The organism is Paraoerskovia sediminicola, assembly GCF_030296575.1.
Taxonomy (GTDB): domain Bacteria; phylum Actinomycetota; class Actinomycetes; order Actinomycetales; family Cellulomonadaceae; genus Paraoerskovia; species Paraoerskovia sediminicola.
Genome location: NZ_AP027729.1, coordinates 676,489 through 701,129 on the forward strand (window position 1 = coordinate 676,489; position 24,641 = coordinate 701,129).

The 24,641-nt window shown below is 71.8% G+C and carries 17 protein-coding genes and 1 pseudogene; 9 read left to right on the forward strand and 9 right to left on the reverse strand.

The features are described from left to right. Positions 1 to 93: 93 nt before the first annotated feature. From QUE47_RS03260 to QUE47_RS03275, 4 genes and pseudogenes are all read right to left on the reverse strand, one after another. A complete protein-coding gene (locus QUE47_RS03260; protein ID WP_286218545.1) occupies positions 94 to 816 on the reverse strand; it encodes a hypothetical protein in 723 nt (240 codons plus the stop codon). A gap of 4 nt (positions 817 to 820) precedes the next feature. Continuing rightward, positions 821 to 1,756 (reverse strand): carbohydrate ABC transporter permease, encoded by a 936-nt coding sequence (locus QUE47_RS03265; RefSeq protein ID WP_434019751.1) that lies wholly within the window; start codon positions 1,754 to 1,756, stop codon positions 821 to 823. 5 nt (positions 1,757 to 1,761) lie between these two features. Continuing rightward, positions 1,762 to 2,634, reverse strand: a pseudogene (locus QUE47_RS03270) (carbohydrate ABC transporter permease); the annotation flags it as partial. A 208-nt stretch (positions 2,635 to 2,842) separates the two neighbouring features. Then, positions 2,843 to 4,165 carry an ABC transporter substrate-binding protein gene (locus tag QUE47_RS03275; RefSeq protein ID WP_286218547.1) on the reverse strand — a complete coding sequence of 441 codons (1,323 nt, stop codon included), beginning with the start codon at positions 4,163 to 4,165 and terminating at the stop codon, positions 2,843 to 2,845. Between the two features lie 259 nt (positions 4,166 to 4,424). Here QUE47_RS03275 and QUE47_RS03280 point away from each other — a divergent pair, with 259 nt between their 5' ends. After that, positions 4,425 to 5,711, forward strand: coding sequence for an MFS transporter (locus QUE47_RS03280; protein WP_286218548.1), 1,287 nt, complete (start codon positions 4,425 to 4,427; stop codon positions 5,709 to 5,711). 235 nt (positions 5,712 to 5,946) lie between these two features. Here the strand turns inward: QUE47_RS03280 and QUE47_RS03285 are convergent, their stop codons facing one another. Together QUE47_RS03285 and QUE47_RS03290 are read right to left on the reverse strand one after the other, a co-directional pair. After that, positions 5,947 to 11,658: a rhamnogalacturonan lyase family protein gene (locus QUE47_RS03285; protein ID WP_286218549.1), complete on the reverse strand. Its 5,712-nt coding sequence runs from the start codon at positions 11,656 to 11,658 to the stop codon at positions 5,947 to 5,949. Between the two features lie 198 nt (positions 11,659 to 11,856). Beyond that, positions 11,857 to 12,438: a dienelactone hydrolase family protein gene (locus QUE47_RS03290; RefSeq protein ID WP_286218550.1), complete on the reverse strand. Its 582-nt coding sequence runs from the start codon at positions 12,436 to 12,438 to the stop codon at positions 11,857 to 11,859. A 182-nt stretch (positions 12,439 to 12,620) separates the two neighbouring features. Between QUE47_RS03290 and QUE47_RS03295 the strand changes: the two genes are divergently transcribed. From QUE47_RS03295 to QUE47_RS03305, 3 genes are read left to right on the forward strand one after another with little or no spacing between them, the layout of a single operon-like run. After that, positions 12,621 to 13,433: a (Fe-S)-binding protein gene (locus QUE47_RS03295; protein WP_286218551.1), complete on the forward strand. Its 813-nt coding sequence runs from the start codon at positions 12,621 to 12,623 to the stop codon at positions 13,431 to 13,433. Beyond that, the gene (locus QUE47_RS03300; RefSeq protein ID WP_286218552.1) at positions 13,430 to 14,998 is read left to right on the forward strand and encodes a LutB/LldF family L-lactate oxidation iron-sulfur protein; all 1,569 of its coding nucleotides are present in this window, start codon (positions 13,430 to 13,432) and stop codon (positions 14,996 to 14,998) included. Before QUE47_RS03295 ends, QUE47_RS03300 begins: the two co-directional genes overlap by 4 nt. Then, positions 14,995 to 15,672: a LutC/YkgG family protein gene (locus QUE47_RS03305; protein ID WP_286218553.1), complete on the forward strand. Its 678-nt coding sequence runs from the start codon at positions 14,995 to 14,997 to the stop codon at positions 15,670 to 15,672. Before QUE47_RS03300 ends, QUE47_RS03305 begins: the two co-directional genes overlap by 4 nt. A gap of 175 nt (positions 15,673 to 15,847) precedes the next feature. On the opposite strand, the gene QUE47_RS03310 is transcribed toward QUE47_RS03305, so the two are convergent. Further along, a complete protein-coding gene (locus QUE47_RS03310; RefSeq protein WP_286218554.1) occupies positions 15,848 to 16,825 on the reverse strand; it encodes a beta-ketoacyl-ACP synthase 3 in 978 nt (325 codons plus the stop codon). A gap of 123 nt (positions 16,826 to 16,948) precedes the next feature. Between QUE47_RS03310 and QUE47_RS16510 the strand changes: the two genes are divergently transcribed. The 5 genes from QUE47_RS16510 to QUE47_RS03330 all read left to right on the forward strand — a co-directional run bounded on the left by QUE47_RS16510 (position 16,949) and on the right by QUE47_RS03330 (position 21,386). Then, on the forward strand, positions 16,949 to 17,374 hold the full coding sequence (locus QUE47_RS16510; protein ID WP_350227664.1) for a LacI family DNA-binding transcriptional regulator: 426 nt from the start codon (positions 16,949 to 16,951) through the stop codon (positions 17,372 to 17,374). 35 nt (positions 17,375 to 17,409) lie between these two features. Next, positions 17,410 to 17,967, forward strand: a complete 558-nt coding sequence (locus QUE47_RS16515; protein ID WP_350227665.1) for a substrate-binding domain-containing protein — start codon at positions 17,410 to 17,412, stop codon at positions 17,965 to 17,967. Positions 17,968 to 18,069: 102 nt separating this feature from the next. After that, complete coding sequence (locus QUE47_RS03320) at positions 18,070 to 19,239, forward strand: Gfo/Idh/MocA family protein (RefSeq protein WP_286218555.1); 1,170 nt, start codon at positions 18,070 to 18,072, stop codon at positions 19,237 to 19,239. Positions 19,240 to 19,376: 137 nt separating this feature from the next. Beyond that, entirely contained in the window at positions 19,377 to 20,237 is an 861-nt protein-coding gene (locus QUE47_RS03325) for a sugar phosphate isomerase/epimerase family protein (RefSeq protein WP_286219372.1), read from the forward strand. A 219-nt stretch (positions 20,238 to 20,456) separates the two neighbouring features. Next, on the forward strand, positions 20,457 to 21,386 hold the full coding sequence (locus QUE47_RS03330) for a type IV toxin-antitoxin system AbiEi family antitoxin (RefSeq protein WP_286218556.1): 930 nt from the start codon (positions 20,457 to 20,459) through the stop codon (positions 21,384 to 21,386). 188 nt (positions 21,387 to 21,574) lie between these two features. Here QUE47_RS03330 and QUE47_RS03335 read toward each other — a convergent pair whose 3' ends face one another. Further along, a complete protein-coding gene (locus QUE47_RS03335; RefSeq protein ID WP_286218557.1) occupies positions 21,575 to 22,420 on the reverse strand; it encodes a ThuA domain-containing protein in 846 nt (281 codons plus the stop codon). Further along, entirely contained in the window at positions 22,420 to 24,567 is a 2,148-nt protein-coding gene (locus QUE47_RS03340) for an FAD-dependent oxidoreductase (RefSeq protein WP_286218558.1), read from the reverse strand. The genes QUE47_RS03335 and QUE47_RS03340 overlap by 1 nt, the downstream gene beginning before the upstream one ends. Between the last annotated feature and the right edge of the window lie 74 nt (positions 24,568 to 24,641).

The following is a 24,641-nucleotide window of genomic DNA, read 5'->3' on the forward strand; positions in this document are numbered from 1 at the left end:
CGGTGGGGGCGGTTCGGTGTGCTTCGGCGTGGGTCGGTGCGGTTCGTTGACGGTGCAGGTGCAGGTGCGGGTGCAGGTGCAGGTCGCGCTCGGTCACCGACGGTGGTCGTGGCGCACCTCGACCGCGACCACGGCGAGGCACAGCAGACCCGGGACGACGACGGCGAGGATCACCAGCATCCAGACGATCACGGAGCACGCCGCCACGGCAGCCAGGAGCAGCACCGACCCTCCGAGGTCGTGGGCGGCCCGGGACGCGCCGGTGCGGATCAGCCGCCGCGTGCCGGAGACGGCGCCCGCGAACCCGGAGCGACCGCCGACGACGTCGCGCTCACCCTCGGGTCCCGACCAGGCACCGACCGCGCGCAGGACCACGACCAGTGCCACGGCGCCCACGCCCAGGGACACCCAACGGACGAGCGCTCCGCCCGGGAGCACGCCCGACGCGGCGAGCTCGACGTTCCCGGCGAGCAGGACGGCCACCATCGGCGCCAGGACCCCGAGAGGCCAGAGCACCCGGGTCGCTGCCCATGTCTCGCGGACGAGCCTCCCCACGCCCACGTCGCGAGCAGCGACCTGGCGACGCAGGTGCGCGGTCCCGGCCGCGAGCGCGCCGGGCGCCGTGACGACGAGCAGGCTCCCGACCGCGACCAGCAGGCCGGCGAGCACGGTCTCGCCGAACAGCGCCAGCCCCGCGCCCCGCTCGCCACGCGGGCGAGGCGGACCGGGAGTCTGCGAGTTCACGGCCGTGCCGTGACCGGCGGGGGTGTCGCGCCCGCCGCGGGGGTCGCCGTCGGCGCGGTCGAGGCCCAGCACCGGATCAACCCTTCAGACCCTGGGTCGCCACGCCGGCCACGATGTACCGCTGGAACGCGATGAAGAACAGCAGGACAGGGATGAGGGCGAGGACGGCCATCGCCATCTGGGCGCCGTAGTCGGAGACCGAGGTCTGGTCGACGTAGATGCGCAGCGCGATCGGCAGCGAGTACAGGTCGGGCTGCTTGAGGTAGAGCAGCGGTCCCAGGAAGTCGTTCCACGACCAGATGAAGGCGAAGATCGAGCTCGTGATGATCGCCGGGCGCATGAGCGGGAGCATGATCGATCGGAAGATCCGGACGTGGCCCGCTCCGTCGATCCGCGCTGCCTCGTCGAGCTCACGTGGCAGGTTCCGCATGAACTGGACCATGAGGAACACGAAGAACGCCTCGGCGGCGAGGAACTTGCCGAGCAGCAGCGGCCAGAACGAGTTCACGAGGCCGAGATTGTTGAAGATGATGTACTGCGGGATGATCACGACGTGGAACGGCAGCAGCAGCGTGCCGATCATGATCGCGAAGAACACCCCACGCCCAGGGAAGTCGATCCGCGCGAAGGCGTAGGCACTGACGGTCGCCGACAGCACCACGCCGACCACGGACGCGACCGCGAGGATCAAGGAGTTCTTGAAGAACGTCCAGAACGAGATCCCGGCGATGCCACCGAAGGCCTTGGTGTAGTTGTCGAACGTCCACGTCTCAGGAATGACGTTGATGTTGCCGATGATGTCGCTCGACGGCTTGAAGGACGACATGAGCATCCATACCGCCGGGTACAGGATGACCACGACGAGCGCGAGCACCGCCAGGTGGTACACGAGCCTCTTGCCCGCGCGACGGGTGCGGGCGGACCTGCGCGCCGTGCTCTGCTGCTCGGTGCGGTCGTCCGTCGGGTGACCGGCCCCGCGGGCCTCGGTGGTCAGGGTGGGGGTCTCGCTCACGGTGCTCACTTGGCCTCTCCGCTGTAGTGGACCCAGGTCTTGGACGTCTTGAAGAAGATCGCCGTGATGATGCCGACGACGACGACCAGGACCCAGGCCATCGCCGAGGCGTAGCCCATCTGGAAGTCCGTGAACCCCTTGATGTAGAGGTACAGGGTGTAGAAGAGCGTCGAGCCGGCGGGCCCGCCGGTACCGCCCGAGATGATGAACGCCGAGCTGAAGACCTGGAACGCGTTGATCGTCTCCAGCAGCAGGTTGAAGAAGATCACCGGGGAGAGCATCGGGAGGGTGATCCTGAGGAACTTGCGGACCGGACCGGCACCGTCGACGGAGGCGGCCTCGTAGAGCTCCGCCGGGACCTGCTTGAGCCCGGCGAGGAAGATCACCATCGGCGCACCGAACTGCCAGACGGCGAGCAGGATCATCATCGGCATGGTCATGCTCGGGTCGCCGACCCAACCGCCCGGGCCGAACCCGAAGAACTGTTGCACCGTGTCGACGATCCCGTCGTCGGAGAACATCGCCTTCCAGACGATCGCGATCGAGACGCTCGCGCCGATCAGCGACGGCGCGTAGAAGATCGACCGGTAGGCACCCTGGCCGCGCGAGGCGACGTTGAGCAGCATCGCGACGGCCAGCGCCGCGACGAGCTTGACCGGGGTCCCGACCAGCACGTAGATCGCGGTGACCTTGCTCGACTGGATGAACCGCGGGTCGTCGAAGAGCCGCTGGAAGTTCTCGAGGCCGATCCACTGCGGGTCACGGAAGAGGTTGTAGTCCGTGAACGCCAGGTACAGCGAGGCGAGCATCGGTCCGGCGGTCAGCAGCAGGAAGCCGAGGAGCCACGGGGCGAGGAACGCGTAGCCAGCGCGGGTCTCGGGCCGCCGCCAGCGGGACCTGGGGGCCGCACGAGGGCCGTGCCGGCCGCACTCGTCGGCGCGACCGCGTCAGGGAATGTCGTCACGGTGGGGTATCCGATCAATCGTCGTCGTCTGCTCGGGTGCGTCCGTCGTCCTGGTGGGTGCCGACCTGATCGGGCCGGCACCCACCGGGACGGGGCGAGGGCTCAGCCCTCGTCGCGACGGGTCAGGACTGCGGGATCGACTGCTCAGCGCTGGCGAACCACTGCTCGACGAACTCGTCGACGGTGATGGTGCCGTACTGCAGCTCCTCCGAGAGGCGCAGGTACTCCGCCTCGACGGCGCCGAAGCCCTCGACGGGCAGGGGCGCGGTCTCGGTGATGAGGTCCGCGATGGACTCCTCGTACTCCACCACGCGGGCGTCGACCGAGCCGTCCTCGACGCCCATGGCGTCGACCTGGGCCTGGACCGCCGGGACACCCTTCGACGTGCCGAAGATCGTGCCGACCTCGGGGTCGTTGACCAGGAAGCTGATCAGGGCAGCGGCAGCGTCCGGGTTCTCCGAGTTCGCCGACGGCGCGAGGAGCATCGACGGCTTCGGGAACATCTTGGCGCCGTCGTCGCCCGCCGGGATCGGGAGCATCGCGATGTCCTCGGTTCCCGAGTCGGCGACGTAGCCGGCGAGGAAGTTGTCCCAGCTGATCTCCGTGGCGGACTGGTTGACCGTGAACCCGCCGAGCGGCTCGATCTGCTTGACCTGGTCGATCGGGAAGGTCGCGCCCGCGTCGCGCAGCGGCTGACCCTTGTCGAGCCAGGCCGTCATGTCCTCCGGCGTGAACCCGAGCTGTCCGTCCTCGGTGAACGGGTCGATGCCCTGCTGGATGAGGTTCTGCAGGAAGAGCCAGAACACGGCCGTGGGGTCACCGGCACCGTAGAGCTGCGGGTCCATGTCGGCGCCCGCCGCGCTCGCCTCCTCGATCCAGGCGAAGTAGTCGTCCCAGGTGTATCCCTCGGCCGGCAGGTCGACACCGAGGCTCTCGACGAGCGCCGGGTTGTAGAACATCGCGAAGGTGTTGACGCTGGTCGGGATCGCGTACTGGGTACCGTCGACGGTGCCCGACGCGAGGAGCGACTCGTCGAATCCGCTCACGTCGAGGTTCGTGTCGATCTGACCCGAGAGGTCGGCGAGCTGGCCGGCGGCGGCGTACTGGCGGAGGTAGGACAGGTCCATCTGCATGACGTCAGGGAGCGACGAACCGGCGGCCTCCGTGTTGCGGGCCGTCCAGTAGTCGGGCCAGGACTGGAACTGCTCCTGGACCGTGATGTTCGGATTGGCCTCCTCGAACAGGTCGATCGACTGCGCGTACTTGTCCGCGCGGTCGTCGTTGCCCCAGAAGGCGAACGTCAGGGTGATGTCCTCCTCGGTGTCCACGGGAGCGGCGTCGTCGCTGCCCGCACCGTCCGAGCTGCCGGAGCATGCGGTGAGCGCGAGCGCGAGGACCGTCGCGGTCCCGAGTCCTGTGGCCAACTTCGTGCGTGCAATCCTCATCGGAGCCTCCTTGCTCGTGGGCGGCGTCGACTTCGACGCCCGGTCTTCGATCTCGCTCGGCAGTGCCGCGGTGAACCGAATGAAACGATACAACACCGAGATGGCGCCCCTTGTCCAGCCCTGCGACACCCAGATTTGGTAACGATTCAAACCGATCGGCGCAGATCGTTGGAATTCCGGGAGAACGCTTACCCGAGGGGTGCGAGAGTCTTCGGGAGAACGCTTTCCCTCGTGGCGTGAAGGACGTATCGTCCCGGGGGTGACGCCACCCCGACAACTTCCACGTCCACGCCGACGTCCGCGCCGACGCCCACGCCCGCGCGCACCGCGCGGCCTCGCCGACCTGTGGTCCGTCGTCCCCTACCGGTACTTCCTCAGCGCCCAGTTCGTGACCGGGTTCTCGGTCTGGATGCAGCGCCTGGTGCAGGACTGGCTCGTCCTCGAGCTCACCGGCAGCTCCGCCGCGGTCGGCGTCACGGTGGCGCTGCAGTTCCTGCCCATGCTGCTGGTCGGCCCCGCGTTCGGTCTCGTCGCCGACCGGCACGACAAGCGGCGGCTGGTCCAGATCGCGACCGCGGTCGCAGCGCTCCTGGGCTTCGCGCTCGCCGCGCTCGTCCTCAGCGGGTCCGCGCAGCCGTGGCACCTCTACGTCTTCGCCGTGCTGCTCGGGCTCGTGACGGCGATGGACCAACCGACGCGCCAGGCCCTCGTCGGCGAGATCGTCGGCGACTCCCGGCTACGCACCGCGGTGAGCACCAACAACGTCGTCGCGCAGCTCTCCGGGATGATCGCCCCCGCCGTCGCCGGGGTGCTCATCCACTCGGTAGGCGAAGGGTGGTCGTTCGTCGTGACCGCCTCGCTCGCCCTCGTCGGGCTCGCCCTGCTGAGCCTCGTCCGCACCGCCGCGTCCGACGTATCGCACCGGCTCCGTCCCGCGCCGGGGCAGATCCGCGAGGGGTTCCGCTACGTGGTGCAGCACCCCACGCTGCGCTGGGTGTTCGTGCTCGCGGGGTGCATCGGGGCCTTCGGCATGAACGGTCCCGTGGTCCTCACCGCGTTCGCCGAGACCGAGTGGGGCTCGGGGGCGACCGGGTTCGGGCTGTACAACTCGGCGTCCGCCGTCGGGGCGATGACGGGCGCGGTGATCGGCGCTCGAGTCCGCTCGCTCGACATGCGCCTCGTGGTCTGGGCCGCGGCGATCTTCGGTGCGGTCGAGATCGTCGCGGCACTCATGCCCACCGAGCTCGCGTTCGTCGTCGCTCTCATCGCCGTCGGCGCCGCGACGCTCCTGTTCATCACGAGCGCCGCAAGCCTGGTCCAGCTCACCGCACCGGCGGCGATGCGTGGCCGGGTGCTCGCGATCTACTCCCCCGTCCTGCTCGGGGGCCACGCGGTGGGCGGTCTCGTCGCCGGCGCGCTCACCGAGTCGATCGGCGTCCGCGAGGGCCTGGTCGTCGTCGGTGTCCTGGCGATGGTGTCGGCGCTCGTCACGGCGATCGCCGTCCGCGGGCGGCGCGAGGACGGCGGCGCTCCCCCGCCGCACTGACCGGCGGGCGGTCGGATCCCGACCGGCGAGCGACCGGCACCCGCCGGCAGCCGCCGGCACCCGACCGAGCAACCAACCAGCACCGGACCGGACCGCACCGACCCACACCCGTGCCGGCGTCCGACAAGCGCCCGTGCCGACGCCAGAACGCGGGCTGCCGCCCCCGGATCGCATGATCCGGGGGCGGCAGCCCGCTTCTCGACCGACACCTGCGGTCAGGGTCAGCCGTCCAGGCTCAGCCCTGCGCCTCCCACGGACCCGAGGTCGAGGCCCCCGGCTCCTGGCTCCGCGTCCACCACTTCGCCGCGTACGTCACGCCGTCGTGCTCGACCACGTCACCGGCCACGAACACCCGCGACGGGGTCCACACCGCGGTGCCGTCCTCCGTCACCCGGTGCTCCTGCCACGCCCCCCACACCGAGGCGCCCGGGACCTCCCGCGTCCACCACGACGCGACCCACTCGGACTCCCCGTACGAGACCCGGTCACCCGAGGTGTACGTCGCGCCCGCGTCCCACAGCGGCACACAGGTCGCGCCCGTGTCCCCCTTGGTCCACGTCCACGAGTCCGGGTTCTTCGTCGCCGACGGCTTGTCCGTCAGCACGTACCCCGGCATCGGGACCGCGACCACCTTCACCCCGCCGTCGTTCTTGCGGGACTCCGTGTAGGTGACGCCCACGACCACCGGCAGCGGCGCACCGGTCACGTTCGCCGCACCGCACGGATCCACCCACGTCGGGGCGACCGGGGTCACCTCGACGAGGTCACCCCCACCGTCCGGATCGACGAGCTCGCCCAGGACCTCGTCCGTCGTGTAGGCGATGGACGGCGCCGCAGGCGTCTCCATGCCCTCACCGAGGAAGTACCCGGTGTGCGGCGGCTGGTTGTACGAGGTGTTCTGCCACGCCACACCGAGGCGGTAGACCGGGTCGGACTGCAGCGTGCGCAGCCGGTGGTCCGTGAGATCCACCGTCGTGGCGATCCGCAACGCCGAGGAGTCCTCGAGCCGCGTGACGATCTCCTCCCGCCAGTCACCGAACAGATCCGCCTGGAGCGCCAGGTTGCCCTTCGTGTCGTTGCTGGTCAGGGTCCCGGACGCCCGATAGACCTCGACCGTCTCCTCGGTCTCCCAGTCCCACTTGCCGATCGTCGGGACACCCGTGCGGGTCTCCTCCGTCCAGTCGTGGTCCTGGATCTCTCGCAGGAGGTCGCCGTCCCACCACGTGACGCCGTTCGCCGCGGGGATCGAGTTGCTGATCAGCTCACCCTGAGCCGAGTGCAGGAACCCCTCGACGTCGTTCCACGGGCCGCCGTCGGTGACGTTCCACGCCTCCGCGCCGACGTACCGGGGGTCGATGTCGCCCGCGGTCCCACGACCGGTGTCCTTGGTGCCCGGAACCGACCACAGGATCTCGCCGGTCCCCGCGTCACGGAACGTGGCGATGAGGTTGCCGTTGTGCCCCGGGTCCTCGTGAGGTCCGAAGACCTCGAGGCCGTCCCGGGTCGGGTCGAGGTCGGAGACGTGGAGCGCGTCCCCGTGCCAGAGCTCGGTGTTGTAGAGGGGCGAGCCGTCGTCGTCGATGGTCATCGCACCGAACACGATCTCGTCCTTCTGGTCGCCGTCGACGTCGGCCACGGAGAACTGGTGGTTCCCCTGACCGCGATACTCGTCACCCGCCACGTCCGAGTCGAAGACCCATCGCTCGGTGAGCTCCGTGCCGTCGAAGTCGTAGGCGGCCAGCACCGTGCGCGTGTAGTAGCCGCGGCTGAACACGAGCGACGGACGCTCCCCGTCGAGGTACGCGGTGCCCGCGAGGAACCTGTCGACGCGGTTGCCGTAGGTGTCGCCCCACGCGCCGACGTCCCCGCGCGGCGGCGTGTAGTCGATCGTGTCGAGCGCAGCACCCGTCGCACCGTCGAACACCGTGAGGTACTCCGGACCGGTGAGCACGTAGCCGCCCGAGTTCCGGTAGTCGGCACGCGGGTCGCCGACGACGGCGCCCGCCCCGTCGACCACGCCGTCCGCCGTCTTCATCGTGACCTCGGCGCGACCGTCACCGTCCAGGTCGAAGACCTGGAACTGCGTGTAGTGAGCGCCGGCCCGGATGTTCTTGCCCAGGTCGATGCGCCACAGCCGCGTCCCGTCCAGCTCGTAGGCGTCGACGTACACCGTGCCGGTGTACCCGCCGCGCGAGTTGTCCTGGCTGTTCGTCGGGTCCCACTTGAGGACGATCTCGTACTCGCCGTCACCGTCGACGTCGCCGATCGACGCGTCGTTGGCCCGGTACGAGTAGGGCTGGCCGTCCTTGGTGTAGTCGTCCGCCGGCTTCTCGATCGGGACGTCGAGGGTCTGGTCGTCCCAGGCCTCGAAGTCCTCGGTCGCCCAGCGCTCGACGTCGTCGACCACCGAACTGACCCGGTAGGTCGCCTCCGTCGAGCCGTCGGCGTCGAGCACGTTCGTGCTGCCGGCGACCGGAGCGTCGGTGATCTTCTCCCCGTCGCGGTAGACGTTGAACGCGATCGACTCCGGGTCGAGACCGAGCATGCGCCACCCGAGGTAGACGCCCTCCTCCGTGTCGACGGCGACCGGCGAGCGGTCGATCCGCTCCGCCTGGCGCACCAGGGTCGTGACCGCGGGCGACGTGACCGACTCGGACAGGTCCGAGACGCCACCTGCGTTGACCGCAGCGACCGCGTACGTGTACTCGATCGTCGTCAGCACGTCCGTGTCGGTGAAGACCGCCGCGTCGGCGCGCCCGACGAGCGCGAGGTCCTCGCCCGGCTCCGCCCGGTAGACCTGGTAGAACAACGCCTCGTCCGAGCCGTCCCAGGTGAGGGTCACGTCGTTCTTGTTCACGTCGCCCAGGGTGAGCCCGGTCGGGACCGGAGCCTTCGCGACGTCCGTGTCGACCGTCGTCAGCTCGAGCGCGTTCGACGCCACCGACTCGGTGCCGGCCGCATCGAGCGCGACGACGGTGTAGGTGTACTCGAGGCCGACGTCCGCCGTCGTGTCGACATAGGTCGTCTCGTCGACGTCCGCGAGCGCCTCGGCCTCAGGGGCAGAGGCCGACTTGCGGTACACGCGGTACGCCGTCGCGTCCTCAGTCCCCGTCCAGCTCAGGGAGACCGAGACGTCGCTGCTGTCGATCGAGATGTCGTCGAGCGCGAGGCCCGACGGCGCGAGGAGCAGCGGCGTGATCTCGATGCCGTTGAGGCGCGACGACGAACCCGTCATGACGAGGTTGATCTGGCCGTCCGTCACGAGCACCGGCTGGCTGATCTTCTGCGACACGGAACCGCGGCCCGCGTTCGAGGCACCGAAGTCCTTGCCCTCGATCTGCACGTTCGAGCGGCTGGTCCCGATCCAGTCGCCGTTGTAGGTCTTGACGGCGTACGTGCCGTTCGGGACGTCGACGACGAACTCCTGCTCGCTGGACGGGAGCAGGAAGTCCCGCTCGATGTCGTTCGGTGCCGGGTCGTAGCCCGTGCCGCGGTCGCGGCCGCCCATGCCGCCCTCGATCCAACCCCAGCCCTGTTCGGCGGAGTAGATCGTGGACTCGCTGACCTCGGTGTACCCGGGCATCAGGGGGTCGCCGGTGCGCTGCACGTCGAACTTGTACAGCGGCGCCTTGGTCGTGGCGCTGACCGTCGCGGACGGCGCGGAGTCGCCCCGGCCGTTGACCGCCACGACCCGGAAGTCGTACGACGCGCCCTCGGCGAGCCCCGTGACGGCGGCCTGCGCGATGGTCGACGTGGTCACGAGCGCGAAGTCGGCGTCAGGTGCGCCGCCGTCCTTGCGGAAGACCTTGTAGATGTCGGCGCCCTCGACGTCGGTCCAGCTGAGCTGGGCACCCGCGTTCGAGACGTTCGAGACGACGACACCGGCCGGCGCCTCGGGAACCTCAGCCGGCGGGTCCACCTCGACGATCTCGTCGGCGAGCGGGTCGTCGAGCGACGCCACGTCGGTCGCGACGAGGCGGGCCATCTGGATGGCGCCGTACTCCTGGAAGTGCGTGTCGTCCTGGGTGCCGTTCGGGCGCCCGGGGTACACGCCTGCGGGAACGTGCAGGAAGACGGACTTGGCCTCCTCCGGCCCGATCTCGTTCAGGTACGCCCGGCTCGACGCGGAGAGGTCCACGAGCGCGGTGCCCGTCTCCTGGGCGAGGTCGGTCGCGGCCCGGACGTAGTCGGGGAACGACACGTTCGCCGTCCCGTCCGCGGCGTACGACCTGCGGGACACCGGCGTCACGAGGATCGGGGTGGCGCCGCGCTGGCGTGCCCCGTCCACGAACGTGCGCAGGTACTCGTAGTAGTCGTCCGGCGCGGCCCAGCGGTCGTCGACCCCGTACGAGTTGTCGTTGTGGCCGAACTGGGCGAAGAGGTAGTCACCGGGGCGGACGGCGAGGAGCACCTCGTCGAGACGGCCCTGGCTGATGAAGTTCTTCGAGCTGCGTCCACCGATCGACTTGTTCTCGACCGTGACGTCGTCGCCGACGAAGCGCTCGAGCATCTGGCCCCAGCCCGCCTGCGGCGCGTAGTCGGCGGTGTAGGTCTGCACGGTCGAGTCGCCCGTGATCCAGAGCGTCGGCTCGTCCCCCGCGTCACGCGCGCTCTGCTGGGTGATGACGAGCGAGTTGAGGTTCGCCGCCGTCCCCGCGAAGTCGAGGTTGAGCTGGCCGTCGACGACCGCGATGTCGAACGACATCTCCAGGTACTCGCCGGCGGCCTGCGCCGACTGCTGCACCTTCGCCATCTGCTCGACGGTGATCGCGACGTCGGTGCCCGCCTCGGCGTCGCCGGCGATCAGGTCGACGGTGTAGTCGCCGTCGGGGACGTCGACGACGAGCTCGGTGTCGCCGACCGTGACGAAGTCCGTCCGCACCGCGTCGTCGGTGCCGCGGTCGGTCGAGGTGACCTGGGCGACGTCGACGAAGCCCGCGCGGTTCTCGGCGTCGTAGGCCGTGTCGGCGCCGAGGAGCGTCGCCCCGGGGGCGAGCTCGCCGTCACCGAGGTCGAACGAGAGCACGCCGTCGGCGGGGAGCTCGACCTGCGGACCGGAGAGGCTCGAGACCGCGGCGACCGAGGGTGCCGAGAGACCGTCGGCGTCCCGCGCCTGGACCCGGTAGTAGTGCACCGCGGTCGTGTCGACCTCGTCGGTGGTCTGGACCACCCTGGCGGCGGTCTCGTCGACCTGCGTGTACTGGCCGTCGACCGCGTCGGAGCGCGACACGACGTAGCCCGTCGCTCCGTCGACCTCGTCCCACCGCAGCGTCACGGCGTCGTCGGTGACGTGCGACATGCGCACGTTCGCCGGGGCAGCGATGCCCGACTCCGGAGGATCGGTCGGGTCCGTGGGGTCCGTCGGCTCGGGGTCGGGGGCGTCCCCGGTCCCGGTGACCTCGATCCCCGCGACATACGCAGCGCCCTTGCCCGTGAGTCCGATGGTCAGCTGGCCGTCCGTGACGGTGGTCGACAGGGTCTGCTCGGCGCTCTGCGCCGGGTCCGCGTAGATGTGGACCGGGTCGGCACCCTCGAGGACGACGCTGGTCCGCGTCTGGCTGGTCCCCGGCAGCAGGTCGCCGACGATGGCCCGGACCTCGTAGTCGCCCGCGGGCACGTCGACGAGGAACTCCCACCCGTCCCCGAGGACGAAGTCGCCCGCGATCGGCTGCGACGCGTCACGGGTGCGCGCAGCGAGATCGAACGATGCCGCTATCCCGTAGCCTGTCTCGGCCGCGTACCGGTTGGCCGGGTCGATCCCGGTCCACCCGTCTGCGACGGGCCCGCCGGCCTCACCGAAGTCGAACGCCGCGTGGAACGGCGGGTCCTCCGTGTCGGCGCTCGCGGGGATCGCCATGAGCGGGAGTCCCGAGAGCGCGAGCGCCGCTCCCGTGAACCCCGCGATGGTCCGACGCGCTCTCCGCGCGCCCGGTCGTTCGTCAGTCATTGCTTCACCGTTCGTCTCGTCCTTGAGATCGTGCTCGGTCCGCCAGGTATCGATCCAAGAATGAATCGATTCACTGCCCCTGTCGTTTCGTGCTGCCCCTGATGTCTACCCTGGGTCGGCGCTCGTGGCAACCCCTTTCCGGGCTTCGAGCGCCACTCCGCCTCCGCTCCGACCCTCACCTCTGGGCGAGCCGTAGCGCTACGCCAGACCGGCGCAGAACGACAGGACGCGCGACCACAACAGCTCCGCCGACTCCGGGTCGTGCTCGTCGGGCAACGACGGGTCCGTGAAGAGGTGCCCCCTCCCGGGGTAGTCGAAGGTCTCGACCGACGCTCCAGACGCACGGACCGAAGCGACGACGGCGTCGATGCCCGCCTGGCTGCGGAACGGGTCGTCGACCGTGTAGTGGATCTGGGCCGGGACACCGGCGGGCCACGCCTCCACGCCGATCATCGCCAGGTCCAGCGCTCCCGCGAGCATCACGACCCCCGACACCTCGCGTCGGGTCGCCACGTACTCGGCCATACCGCCACCGTTGGAGAAGCCGGCGACGAGGAACCCGTCGGGCAGGTCACGGACGGCCGCCTCGGCGAGGCCCATGAGCGCCGGGTATCCGATCGACTCGGCATAGCGGCCGGCCTCCTCGTAGTCGTCGAACACCCGGCCCTCGTACTGGTCGACGACGAGGACGTCGTGGCCTGCGGCCCGCAGCCGGTCCGCGGCGTCGTGAACGCCCGCCCGGACGCCGAGGACGGAGTGGAACAGAGCGATGTTCGTCATGACCGACAGTCTGCCCCGGGCGTCCGACACGTCGCCCGACAGCAGAATGAAACGATACAATCCTACGACGGCTACCCACCACCAGGCTGGCACCAGGCTCGCGACCACGGCTGCGCGGACGACGCGCACCACCGGCCCGGGCCTGCCAGGCTGGACCGGACCGAGCTCGACGAGGAGACCACATGCGCATCGCCCTGACCGCCACCTGCGTGGCGGACTCGATGTTCCCGCAGGCCCCGCGCGCCACCGTGCGCCTCCTGGAGCGCCTCGGCCACGAGGTGTTCTTCCCCGCCTCCCAGGCGTGCTGCGGCCAGATGCACATCAACACCGGGTACATGGACGAGGCCGTCCCGGTCGTGCGCAACCACGTCGAGTCGTTCTCGCCCGTCCTCGACGGGGAGTGGGACGCCGTCGTGGTCCCGTCCGGCTCCTGCACGGGGTCGATCCGCCACCAGCAGGGCATGGTCTGCCGCCGCGCCGGCGAGGACGCTCTCGGCGCGCGCGCCGACGCGGTCGCCGCGAAGACCTACGAGCTCTCCGAGCTGCTCGTCGACGTCCTGGGGTTGTCGGACGTCGGCGCGCACTTCGCGCACCGCGTCACCTTCCACCCCACGTGCCACTCGCTGCGCATGCTCGGCGTCGGCGACCGGCCCGAGCGGCTGCTGCGCGCCGTGGCGGGCCTGGAGCTCGTCGACCTGCCGGGCGCCGACGGGTGCTGCGGGTTCGGGGGCACGTTCGCGCTGAAGAACGCCCCCACCTCGGCCGCGATGCTCGACGACAAGGTCGCGGCCGTCCGCTCCACCGCCGCCGAGGTCCTCGTCGCGGGCGACTACTCGTGCCTCATGCACATCGGGGGCGGGCTCTCCCGGCAGCACGCGGGCATCGGCACCATGCACCTCGCCGAGGTCCTGGCGAGCACCGTCGACGACCCGACCCCGCTTCCCCACGCTCCAGCACCCCGAACCCGTACGGCCGGCGCGGAGGTCTCCCGATGAGCACGTACCTCGGGCTCCCGACCCTGCGACGCAAGGGCGACGCCGGGGGCCGCGCGACGCCGTCCGGCACACGACCCGACGAACCGTTCGGTCCCGTGCCCCACCCGGACGACCCGCTCCGCTGGGGTGAGACGTTCCCGCAGGCAGCGCGCGCCGCGCTGGGCAACGACCAGATGCGCGCCAACCTGGGTCACGCGACCTCGACGATCCGCGCCAAGCGCGCGTCCGTCGTCGGCGAGGTCCCCGACTGGGAGGCGCTGCGCGACGCCGGCGCCGCGATCAAGACGCACGTCATGGCCGGTCTGCCCGACCTCCTCGAGGAGCTCGAGCGCAACGTCACCGCACGCGGCGGCGTCGTCCACTGGGCGCGCGACGCGGCCGAGGCCAACCGGATCGTCGCCGAGCTGGTCCGGGCCGCGGGCGTCGACGAGGTGGTCAAGGTCAAGTCCATGGCCACCCAGGAGATCGGCCTCAACGAGGCCCTGGCAGAGGCCGGGATCGCCGCGACCGAGACGGACCTCGCCGAGCTGATCGTGCAGCTCGCCGACGACATGCCGTCACACATCCTCGTGCCCGCGATCCACCGCAACCGCGAGGAGATCCGCCGGATCTTCCTCGAGCGCATGGCGGACGCCCCCGCCGACCTCACGGACGCGCCGCGCGAGCTCGCGATGGCGGCGCGCGCTCACCTGCGCCGCAAGTTCCTCACCGCCAAGGTCGCGATCAGCGGCGCGAACTTCGCCGTCGCGGACACGGGGACGCTGTCGGTGGTGGAGTCCGAGGGCAACGGGCGCATGTGCCTGACGCTGCCCGAGACCCTCATCACCGTCATGGGCATCGAGAAGCTCGTGCCGACGTTCACCGACCTCGAGGTGTTCCTGCAGACCCTCCCCCGCTCGTCGACCGGTGAGCGCATGAACCCGTACACGTCCCTGTGGACGGGCGTCACCCCGGGCGACGGCCCGCAGAAGTTCCACCTCGTGCTGCTCGACAACGGCCGCACCCGCGCCCTGGCCGACGACGTCGGCCGCGCCGCCCTGCACTGCATCCGCTGCTCCGCGTGCCTCAACGTGTGCCCGGTGTACGAGCGGGTCGGCGGCCACGCCTACGGCTCCGTCTACCCGGGGCCGATCGGTGCGGTCCTGACCCCGCAGCTCACCGGGTCGAGCGGGCACGGCGACCCCAACTCGTCCCTGCCGTTCGCGTCGACGCTGTGCGGTGCCTGCTACGACGTCTGCCCCGTGAAGATCGACATCCCGTCGCTGCTCGTCCACCTGCGCGCCCGCGTCGCCGACGAGGACCGCGGGCGCCGCGTCCCGACGGGGTGGGGCGCCGCCATGAAGGCGGCGAGCGCCGTGATGTCGGACGGCGGCCGGTTCGCCCTCGCGGAGAAGGGCACCGTGGTCGCGCGGATCCTCGCAGGGCGCAAGGGATACGTGCGGCACCTGCCGTTCCCGGCGTCCGCATGGACGGCGTCGCGCGACCTGCCCGCTCCCGCGAAGCAGACGTTCCGCGACTGGTGGGCGAAGGAGCACGAGCAGCCGGGCGAGAGGAGCGACCGATGAGCGCGCGCGACGAGGTGCTGACGCGGGTGCGCGCCGCGCTGCAGGAGTCCGACGGCGCGGCGGCACCCGAGCTCCGCGGGGCGATGTCCGCGCAGGCGCCCGTGCCGCGCGACTACCGGGCCGCGGGCGAGGACCCGCCCGGGTCGGCCGCCGTGATCGACCTGCTCGACGAGCGCGTCGCCGACTACCGCGCCGAGGTGCACCGGGTCGCCCCGCACGAGATCGGCACGACCGTGGCGAGGATCCTCGAAGGGTCGAGCGCCGTCGTCGTCCCCTCCGGGCTCGACGCGGGCTGGACGAGCGAGCTGGCGGCGTCCGGCACCGCGCTCCTGACGGACTCCCGCGAGGCGCCGCTCGACGTCCAGACCCTCGACGGCGCCGACGGCGTGGTGACGGCCGCCCGGGTCGCGATCGCCGAGACGGGGACCATCGTGCTGGACGGGGAACCCGACCAGGGGCGCCGCGCGATCAGCCTGGTCCCCGACCTGCACGTGTGCGTCGTGCGCCACGACCAGGCCGTGCAGACCGTCCCCGAGGCCGTCCGTCTGCTGGCCGAGCACCCGGAACGACCGCAGACCTGGATCTCCGGGCCGAGCGCCACGAGCGACATCGAGCTCGTGCGGGTCGAGGGCGTGCACGGACCGCGCACCCTGCACGTGCTGCTGGTGGGTTGAACCCTCCTGGCAGGTGCGCGAAGCGCGCGCACGCGAGATGCGCGGAGCGAGCGGCACGCGAGATGCACGAAGCGAACGGTACGGCGAGAAGCGCGGCGCGAGCGGTCCCGGCCTTGCGGTCAGGCGTTCGGTCAGTCGCGGGGGTCAGGTGGGACGTGCGGTCGGGTGTGGACGGTCAGCGGCTCGGGGTGCGCACGACCTGCCCGGCCCACGCGAAGCCGCCGCCGAACCCGAAGAGCAGCGCGTTCGCGTCGGCGGGGATCTTGCCGGCGTGCCACCACTTCGAGAGGCCGAGCGGGATGCTCGCGGCCGAGGTGTTGCCCGACTCGGTGATGTCGGTGACGACGACCTTGTCCTCGAGCCCGAGCGCCTTCGCCATCGGCTCGATGATGCGCAGGTTCGCCTGGTGCGCCACGAGCACGTCGATCTCGTCGAGCGGGACCCCGGAGCGGTCGACGATCTGGCGCGCGCGGTCGGCGGCCTTGGTGATGGCCCACCGGAACACGGCTCGCCCGTCCTGCACGAACTTCTCCCCGGGCGCCTCGATGAGGACCGCGGGGGTGATGGCCCGCTCGGAGCCCCAGACGACCGGGCCGACCCCGGGCTCGTCGGCCGCGCTGAGCACCGCCGCCCCGGCGCCGTCCGCCGTGAGGATGCAGGTCGCGCGGTCGGACCAGTCGGTGAAGTCGGTGAGCTTCTCGGCGCCGATCACGAGCGCCGTGGTCGCGGAGCCGGCCCGGATCGCCTGGTCGGCGAGGCCCATGCAGTGCGCGAACCCGGAGCAGGCGGTGTTGACGTCGAGGACCGCCGGGGTCCCGGTCGCGGGGTCCCCGAGCTCGAGGGCGTAGGCGACGCGACCGGCGGTGTTGGGCGAGCGGTCGCGCGCCGTCGCGGTCGCGACGATCACGAGGTCGACGGCCGAGGCGTCGACTCCGGCGTCCGCGAGCGCCATGCGTGCGGCGTCCGTGGCCATGTCGGCGACCGTGACGTCGTCGGCGGCGACGTGCCTGGTCACGATGCCGGTGCGGGACTGGATCCACTCGTCGTTCGTCTCGACGAGCTGCGCCACGTCGTCGTTGGTCATGACGCGCTCGGGCTGATGGTGGCCGAGGCCGACGATGCGTGAGCCGGGGGCGCCCGTGGGGATCAGCATGCCCCGATCATTCCCCCGAACGGGGCCTGGGCCAAACGGGGTGGCGCGCGCGTGGCGGCGGGAGCCCGCGAAACGGTGCGTCGCAGACCTGGCAAACACTTTCCTCGCTCGTACACTGACCGGATGAGCGGACCCGTGACACTCAGCGACGTCGCCCGCGAGGCCGGCGTCTCCCTCGCGACGGCGTCCCGCGCGATCAACGGGAGCGCGACCCGCGTCGTCCGCCCCGAGCTGCGCGAGCGTGTCGTCGAGACCGCCGAGCGCATGGGCTACATGCCGGACGCGAACGCCCAGGCGGTGGCGCGGGGCCGGACGACGTCGGTCGCCCTGATCGTCCACGACATCGCCGACCCGTACTTCTCCTCGATCGCGGCGGGGGTCGCGGCGGCCGCCGAGGAGTCCGGCCTGGTCGTCACGCTGGCCTCCACCCAGCACAGCGCCGAGCGTGAGCTCGCCTTCGTCGAGCTCATGCGCCGGCAGCGGGCCCGGGCGATCATCGTCGCCGGCGGTCGTCTCGGGGGTCGGACGACGCCCTCGTCGCCGCGCTGACCGCCTACCGCTCCCGAGGTGGCGGGGTCGCGGTCGTGGGCCGGCCCCTCGGCGACCTGCCGGCGGTCGAGGTGGAGAACGGCGCCGGTGCCGCCGACCTCGCCGCGGCGCTCCACGACCTCGGGTACCGGTCGGCCGCGGTGCTCGGCGGACCGGAGGGGCACCGCACGGGCGAGGCGCGGCGCGCGGGCTTCGCCGACCGGTTCGCTGCGCTCGGCGGCTCGGTCACGACCGAGACGTGCGCGTTCACCCGCGACGGCGGGTACGAGGCGATGGCCGCGGTCCTCGACCGCGACGAGCGGCCCCGCGTGGTCTTCGCGGCGAACGACGTCATGGCGGTGGGCGCGATGGCCGCGGCGCGGGACGCGGGCGTCGAGGTGCCCGGGGACATCGCCGTCGCCGGGTTCGACGACATCGTGACCCTGCGCGACGTGACCCCGAGCCTGACGACGGTGCGCCTGCCGCTCGTGGAGATCGGGCAGGCCGCGACCCGGCTCGCGCTGGCGGAGGAGGACACGTCCGGCGACACCGAGACGCACTTCCGCGGCGAGGTCGTCGTGCGCGACTCGACGCCCCCGTTGCACGAGGCCTGACGACTCCTGGGTGTTGACGGGAGGTAAGCCCTTTCCTACACTTCGGGAAAGCGCATTCCGAACAGCCGGGCCCAGCCCGACCAGACGACGACGGAGACCACCATGACGACCCCCACCCGCACCCTGCGCATCGCGATGAACGGCATCACCGGTCGCATGGGCTACCGCCAGCACCTCGTGCGCTCGATCCTGCCGATCCGCGACCAGGGCGGCATCGAGCTCGCCGACGGATCGCGCATCCAGGTCGAGCCGATCCTCGTCGGGCGCCGCGAGGGCAAGATCCGCGAGCTCGCCGAGCTGCACGGGGTCGAGCACTGGACCACCGACCTCGACGGCGCGATCGCCGACCCGACCGTCGACATCGTGTTCGACGCGTCCATGACGAGCCTGCGCGCCAAGACCCTCACGAAGGCCATGCAGGCCGGGAAGCACGTCTACACGGAGAAGCCGACCGCCGAGACCCTCGACGAGGCGATCGAGCTGGCACGCCTCGGCGAGCAGAGCGGCGTCACGGCCGGCGTCGTCCACGACAAGCTCTACCTGCCGGGTCTCGTGAAGCTGCGCCGCCTCGTCGACGAGGGCTTCTTCGGGCGCATCCTGTCGCTGCGCGGCGAGTTCGGCTACTGGGTCTTCGAGGGCGAGCACCAGAGCGCCCAGCGCCCCTCGTGGAACTACCGCAAGCAGGACGGCGGCGGCATGACCACCGACATGTTCTGCCACTGGAACTACGTGCTCGAGGGGATCCTCGGCACGGTCCGCACCGTCAGCGCCCAGACCGCCACGCACATCCCGACCCGCTGGGACGAGCAGGGCGAGGCGTACGACGCCACGGCCGACGACGCCGCCTACGGCGTCTTCGGCATCGAGACGCCGGACGGCGACCCCGTGGTCGCGCAGATCAACTCGTCCTGGGCGGTGCGCGTCTACCGCGACGAGCTCGTCGAGTTCCAGGTCGACGGCACGCACGGCTCGGCGGTCGCCGGCCTCAACAAGTGCGTCGCGCAGCAGCGGGCCCACACCCCGAAGCCCGTGTGGAACCCCGACCTGCCCGTCACCGAGTCGTTCCGCGACCAGTGGATGGAGGTCCCCGCGAACGCCGACCTCGACAACGGGTTCAAGCTGCAGTGGGAAGAGTTCCTCGCGGACGTCGTCGCCGAGCGCCCCCACCGGTTCGGTCTGCTCTCCGCCGCGCGCGGAGTCCAGCTAGCCGAGCTCGGGCTGCAGTCGTCCGCCGAGGGCCGCCGGCTCGACGTCCCCGAGATCACGCTGTGAACGCCGCGGAGCCCGTGGGCGCGGCGTCGGGTGGCCTCGGGTCCGGCACCCGCTCGGCCGTGGCCGCCGCTGCCGGCACGGCGGGCGAGACCGGACCCGGGAGCGCGACCGGTGCCGCGCCGTCCGACAGCCCGGACCTGTCCCGCTGCTCGCTGAACACGGCGACCGTCAAGCACGCGACGCTCCCCGAGGCCGTCGACGCCGCGGCCCGCGCCGGCTACGGGGCCGTCGGGCTGTGGCGCGACCGCGTCGCGGAGACGGGAGCCGCGCAGGCGGCCGAGATCGTCCGGGCCGCCGGCCTGCGCGTCTCCTCGCTGTGCCGCGGCGGCTTCCTCACGGCGTCGGACGACGCGGGCGTGCGCGCCGCGCTCGACGACAACCGGCGCGCGATCGAGGAGGCCGCGACCCTCGGCACGAGCGAGCTCGTGTTCGTCGTCGGCGGGTTGCCGGGCTCGGCGCCCGAGACGGCGCCGGCACCGGGGACGGACCGCGACATCGTCGCGGCCCGCGCCCGGGTCGCCGACCGCATCGGCGACCTCGCGCCGTTCGCCGCCCAGCACGGCGTGCGGATCGTCCTCGAGCCGCTGCACCCGATGTTCGCCGCCGACCGCGCCGTGATCTCGACGCTCGGGCAGGCGCTCGACCTCGCGGCGCCGCACCCCTCGGACGTCGTCGGGGTCGTGGTCGACACGTACCACGTGTGGTGGGACCCGGAGCTGCAGAAGCAGATCGCCCGCGCGGGCAAGGGCGGCCGCATCGCGTCGTACCAGGTCTGCGACTGGTCGCTCCCCTTCGCGCCGCTGGCCCTGAACTCCCGCGGGCACGTGGGCGACGGGTACATCGACTTCGCGTCGATCTCCGGGTGGGTCCGCGACGCCGGGTACACCGGTGACGTCGAGACGGAGATCTTCAACGAGGAGATCTGGGCCGCGCCCGTCGACGAGACGGTCGCGACGGTGGGCGCGCGGTTCGCGGAGCACGTGCTGCCGCACCTCTGACCCGCGGGCGGCGCTCGACCCGGTCGACCCGCCACGGCCCTCCAGACTGCCGATGTCGACGTTCGCGGCCCTGTGCCCGAGACGGAAGCCCGGCAACGTCGATATCGGGGTCTCACGGCCGGCCCACGACGTCGTCCACGGGACCCTGGGCACCAGCACTCGCCACAGCTTCGGCGCGAGGCACGGTTCGGTCGTGTCGCAGCGGGCAGGCTCGCGCTGGTGGCCACCGACCAGACCCGCACCGCCGACGTCCCCGCGACCAAGGGCCTGCGGCGGGCGGGTCCGGTCGCCAGGACCCTCTCGACCCGGGCGCCGTTCACGCGAGCGGCCGGTCTCGAGCACGTCACGCCCGACATCCTCGAGGGGCCGCGCTATCGGCGTCTGACCCGCGGCATCTACATCGACGCGCGCGCGGCTGTCGATCACGGCACGCGGATCCGCGCGGTGCGGCTCGCCATCGGTCCTGATGCCGTGCTCACCGGGCGGAGCGCGGCGTGGGCGCTCGGCTCCAGAATGGCGGCCCCCGACGATCCGGTCGAGCTCACGATCGGGAGGCGCCACCGGGCCCGACCCCGACCCGAGCTCCTCCTGCGGTACGAGACGACCCCCGCGGAGTCGACGATCGTCACGGGCCTCTACGGCCCCGCGACGACCCGGGATCGGACGGCCGCCGACCTGGCGCGCCGACTGCCCCGGACCCGGGCCGTCGCCGCCGTCGACGCGCTGCTGAACGGGACCGCGACCCGGATCACCGACGTCCGGTCCGTCTTCGACTCGATGTCCGGGGCCCGTGGGGTCCGCCAGGCACGCACGGTCCTCGATCTCTGCGACCCGGGAGCCGAGTCACCGCGGGAGTCGGCGCTGCGACTCCTGCTCGTCGACGCTGGCCTCCCCCGCCCGGTGACGCAGCACGTGGTGCGGGACGCCGAGGGTCGCTTCGTCGCCCGGGTGGACCTCGCGTGGCTGCGGGAACGGCTCGCGGTCGAGTACGACGGCGCGCACCACGACACTCCCGAGCAGATCCGCCGGGACCGCGACAGGCTCAACCGCCTGCGCCTGGCCGGCTGGACCGTCCTGGTGATCGACCGCCACCAGATGCGCGACCCGCACCGCGTCGTCGCGCAGGTGCGCCATGCCCTCGCCCGCTGAGGCACGGGGCGAGCGCGTCGAGGCACTCTCGGGCGGGTCGTGTCGGGTCGCGATCGCGTCGAGGTCGCGTCGAGGCCGCGTCGAGGCCGAGGTCGACGTCGAGGTCGACGTTCGCGGTCCTTCACCGCCCGATGCGCCCCGGCAACGTCGACTTCGAAAAGCAAGACGGACGAGTCGACGTCGAGGAGTCAGACGGAGGAGACCTCGGCGTCCGGGCGACCGAGCAGCCATCGGACCTCGCGCTCCAGCAGCCGCCGCCGGGCCGGCGTCCGGTAGCTCCCGACATCGTGGCCGAGCGCGTCGTACACGACCCTTCGCCCGTCGCCGTCGCGGACCCAGACCACCGGATGGTCGACCCCGTCGTGGACCTGCGTGACCAGCACCCGGCTCGCGGGGTCGACGTCCAGATAGGAGTAGCGCTCGTCGTCCACGACAAGCGGCCCGAGACCCGCGGTCACCGGGTGCTGGGCGTCGCCGGCGCCCGCGGTCGCCGAGTGCTGGCCGCCGCAGGCGCGGCCCGAGCCCGAGCCCGAGCCCGCACCAGCACCAGCACCAGCACCAGCACCAGCACCAGCACCAGCACCAGCACCACCGACCACGTCGAACGTCGCGACCCCCTGCTCGGGGTGCATCGAGGTGCCGGGGACCCATCGACCGCCGAGCGCCGTGCGCCACTCGGGCACGTCGTCGAACGAGTTCGCGGCCTGGTGCAGCCCGAGCAGCGGGACGCCCGCACGGATCGCGGCGGCGAGCGCCCCTCGGACGCCGGCCCACGCAGGGTCGTCGGCCTGCGACGCCGGGTCGCGCAGACCCGTGTTGACGACGAGCAGGTCGAGGTCGTCGAGCCGGCCGACCCCGCCCTCGCTGTCGGGGAACGTGGAGCGCACCTCGACGTCGAGCCCGACCTCGGCCAGCACGACCGCGACCTCGTGCGACGTCGCGGCGTGGTCGTGCCACGGGTCCTCGTAGCGCCCCCGCCCTGCGAGCACGACGGCCCGCCCGAGCGTCCCGCGGTCGCTCCCAGCAGCAGTCATCAGTACACGTTCCCGTGCTCCCGGAACTCGCGCCACACGTTCTCGAAGAAGTCGTCGTCCTCGGGCAGCGGACGCCGCGGTCGCCACCGGAACACCGGCTCGCCCGCCCGGTCCGCGGGGTCCCGGGCGACGACGGGCGCGAACCCGGGTCCGCCGTCCGACACCTCGGGGACGGTCTCGGACGGCGCGACCCACGCGGTCTCCTGGACCACCTCGTCGAGGTCCCCGCCGTCGAGGCTGAAGCGGAACAGCTCGGGCAGGTCGAGCTCGCGCTCGGCGTCGTCCCCGTGGCCGACGAGCGGCAGGCCTCCGTCGGGGTCGGTGTAGAGGACGGACCCGCGGGAGCGTCCGCCGTGGGCGACGTAGTCGGCCATCGCCGAGAGGTACACGTAGGCGCTGGTGAGGATGTCGCGGACGAGGAACGTGCGGTTGACGGAGCGGCGCGAGGAGCCGTCGGCGGCGACGAGCCCGTCGTACGCCTCGAGCCACTCGTGCACCTGGACCAGGGCCTCGCTGATCGACTCCGACGAGCGCACGGGGCCGGCCTTCGCGCTCATGAGCTCCTGCACCTCGCGCAGCAGGTCACCGGTGTTGTCGTCGGCCCCCTCGGCGGCGCGCGAGGTCGCCCCCTGCACGAGCGCGACCGCCTCCGCGAGCACCGGCGCGGCGGCGGCAGCGAAGTCCGCGTCGTCGCCGGCGGTTCCCGTCGGGGCGTCCCCGCGGCGCGCGACGACGAACTGGGCAGCCCGCGTCGCCCCGACCTGCCCGCTGTTGAGCGCTGCGCCGCCCGGCCGGTAGACGCCGTGCGCGCCGCCGGCCTCGCCGACCGGGAAGAACCCGGCGACGTTCGACTGCCACCACGCGTCGACGAGCAGCCCGCCGTTGTTGTGCTGGGCGCAGACGTCGACCTCGAGCATCTCCTGCTCCAGGTCGACCTGCGGGTTGCGCTCCAGGTAGAAGCGGTAGGCGGGTTCGTTCATCTTGCGGAGCCGCTCGATGGGCGTGCCCGAGAGCACGTCGGCGCGCTCCAGGTACTCGTAGGCCTCGGGGCTCAGCGCGCTCGGGTCGAAGTCGGGCCGCACGGGGTTGCTGCGGTAGTCGAGCCACACGCGGCGCCCGCGCAGCACCGTCTCCCGGTAGACGAGCAGGTCGACGAGCGACGAGCCGTCGCGGGCCTTGCGGATGTCGAAGGGCCACTGGTAGCCCTTGAGGAACACCATGCTCATCAGGCGGCCGTAGTCCGGGATGCCCTCGGTGAGGAACTCGCGCTCGTCGCCGCCGTCCTGGTCGGTCGACACGAACCGGGGCACGACCTGCATGTACGTGCCCGAGACGTTCCACTTGGGGCGCACCGACGCGAGCCCGAACTGCCACTCGGTGAGGTTCTTGCCCTGGACGCCTGCGCGGTAGGCGGCGCCCGACGCGCCCCACTGGCCGTTCGGGAACACGCGGGTGCCGTACATCCCGGCCGGCCCGCCGGTCGCGTAGACGATGCTGGTGCAGCGGAACAGGAGGAACGGGCTCACGTCGCCGTCGTACGGGACGTCGGTGCGCAGCACGAGGAGGCCCGCGACCTCGCGGCGACCGTCCTCGCCAGGGCGCGTGACGACGTCCACCACCCGGCACTCGTCGTAGACGCGGGTGCCGTTGCGCTGCACCTTCTTCTCGAGCTGGGTGACCATGCTCCGCGACGTGTAGGGGCCCACCGAGGTCGCGCGCCGGCGGGGGTCGTGGTCGGTCTTGTAGCCGATGAACTCGCCGTACCGGTTCTGCGGGAACGGGACGCCGAGGTCGACGAGGTGCAGGAACCCTCGCGCCGACAGCGCCGCCTCCGCGAGGGCGTTGTCGCCGTCCATCGCGCCGCCCGAGTAGAGCGTCTCGGCCATCTCGCGCACGGAGTCGTCGTCGCCGCCCGAGAGCGTGAGCTTGTAGTAGGTCTGCTTGTCGGAGCCTGCGTTGCGGCTCGCGCCGGCGCCGATCTTGTCGGCGACCATGACGACGTCCTCGTGGCCCCACTCGACGAGCCGCTCGGCCGCGCAGTACCCGGCCGAGCCGGTCCCGACGACGACGGTCGTGGCCGTGACGACGGGGACGTCGTGGCCGCCGATGCGGGCGGTGGTCGGCTCGTGCGTGGTGCTGTCGCTCATGAGGTGCGCCTTCGGTTCGGGGTGCGGCTGGGTGCGGGTGTCGGACGGCGGTGCGAGGGCGGGCAGGTCCGTTC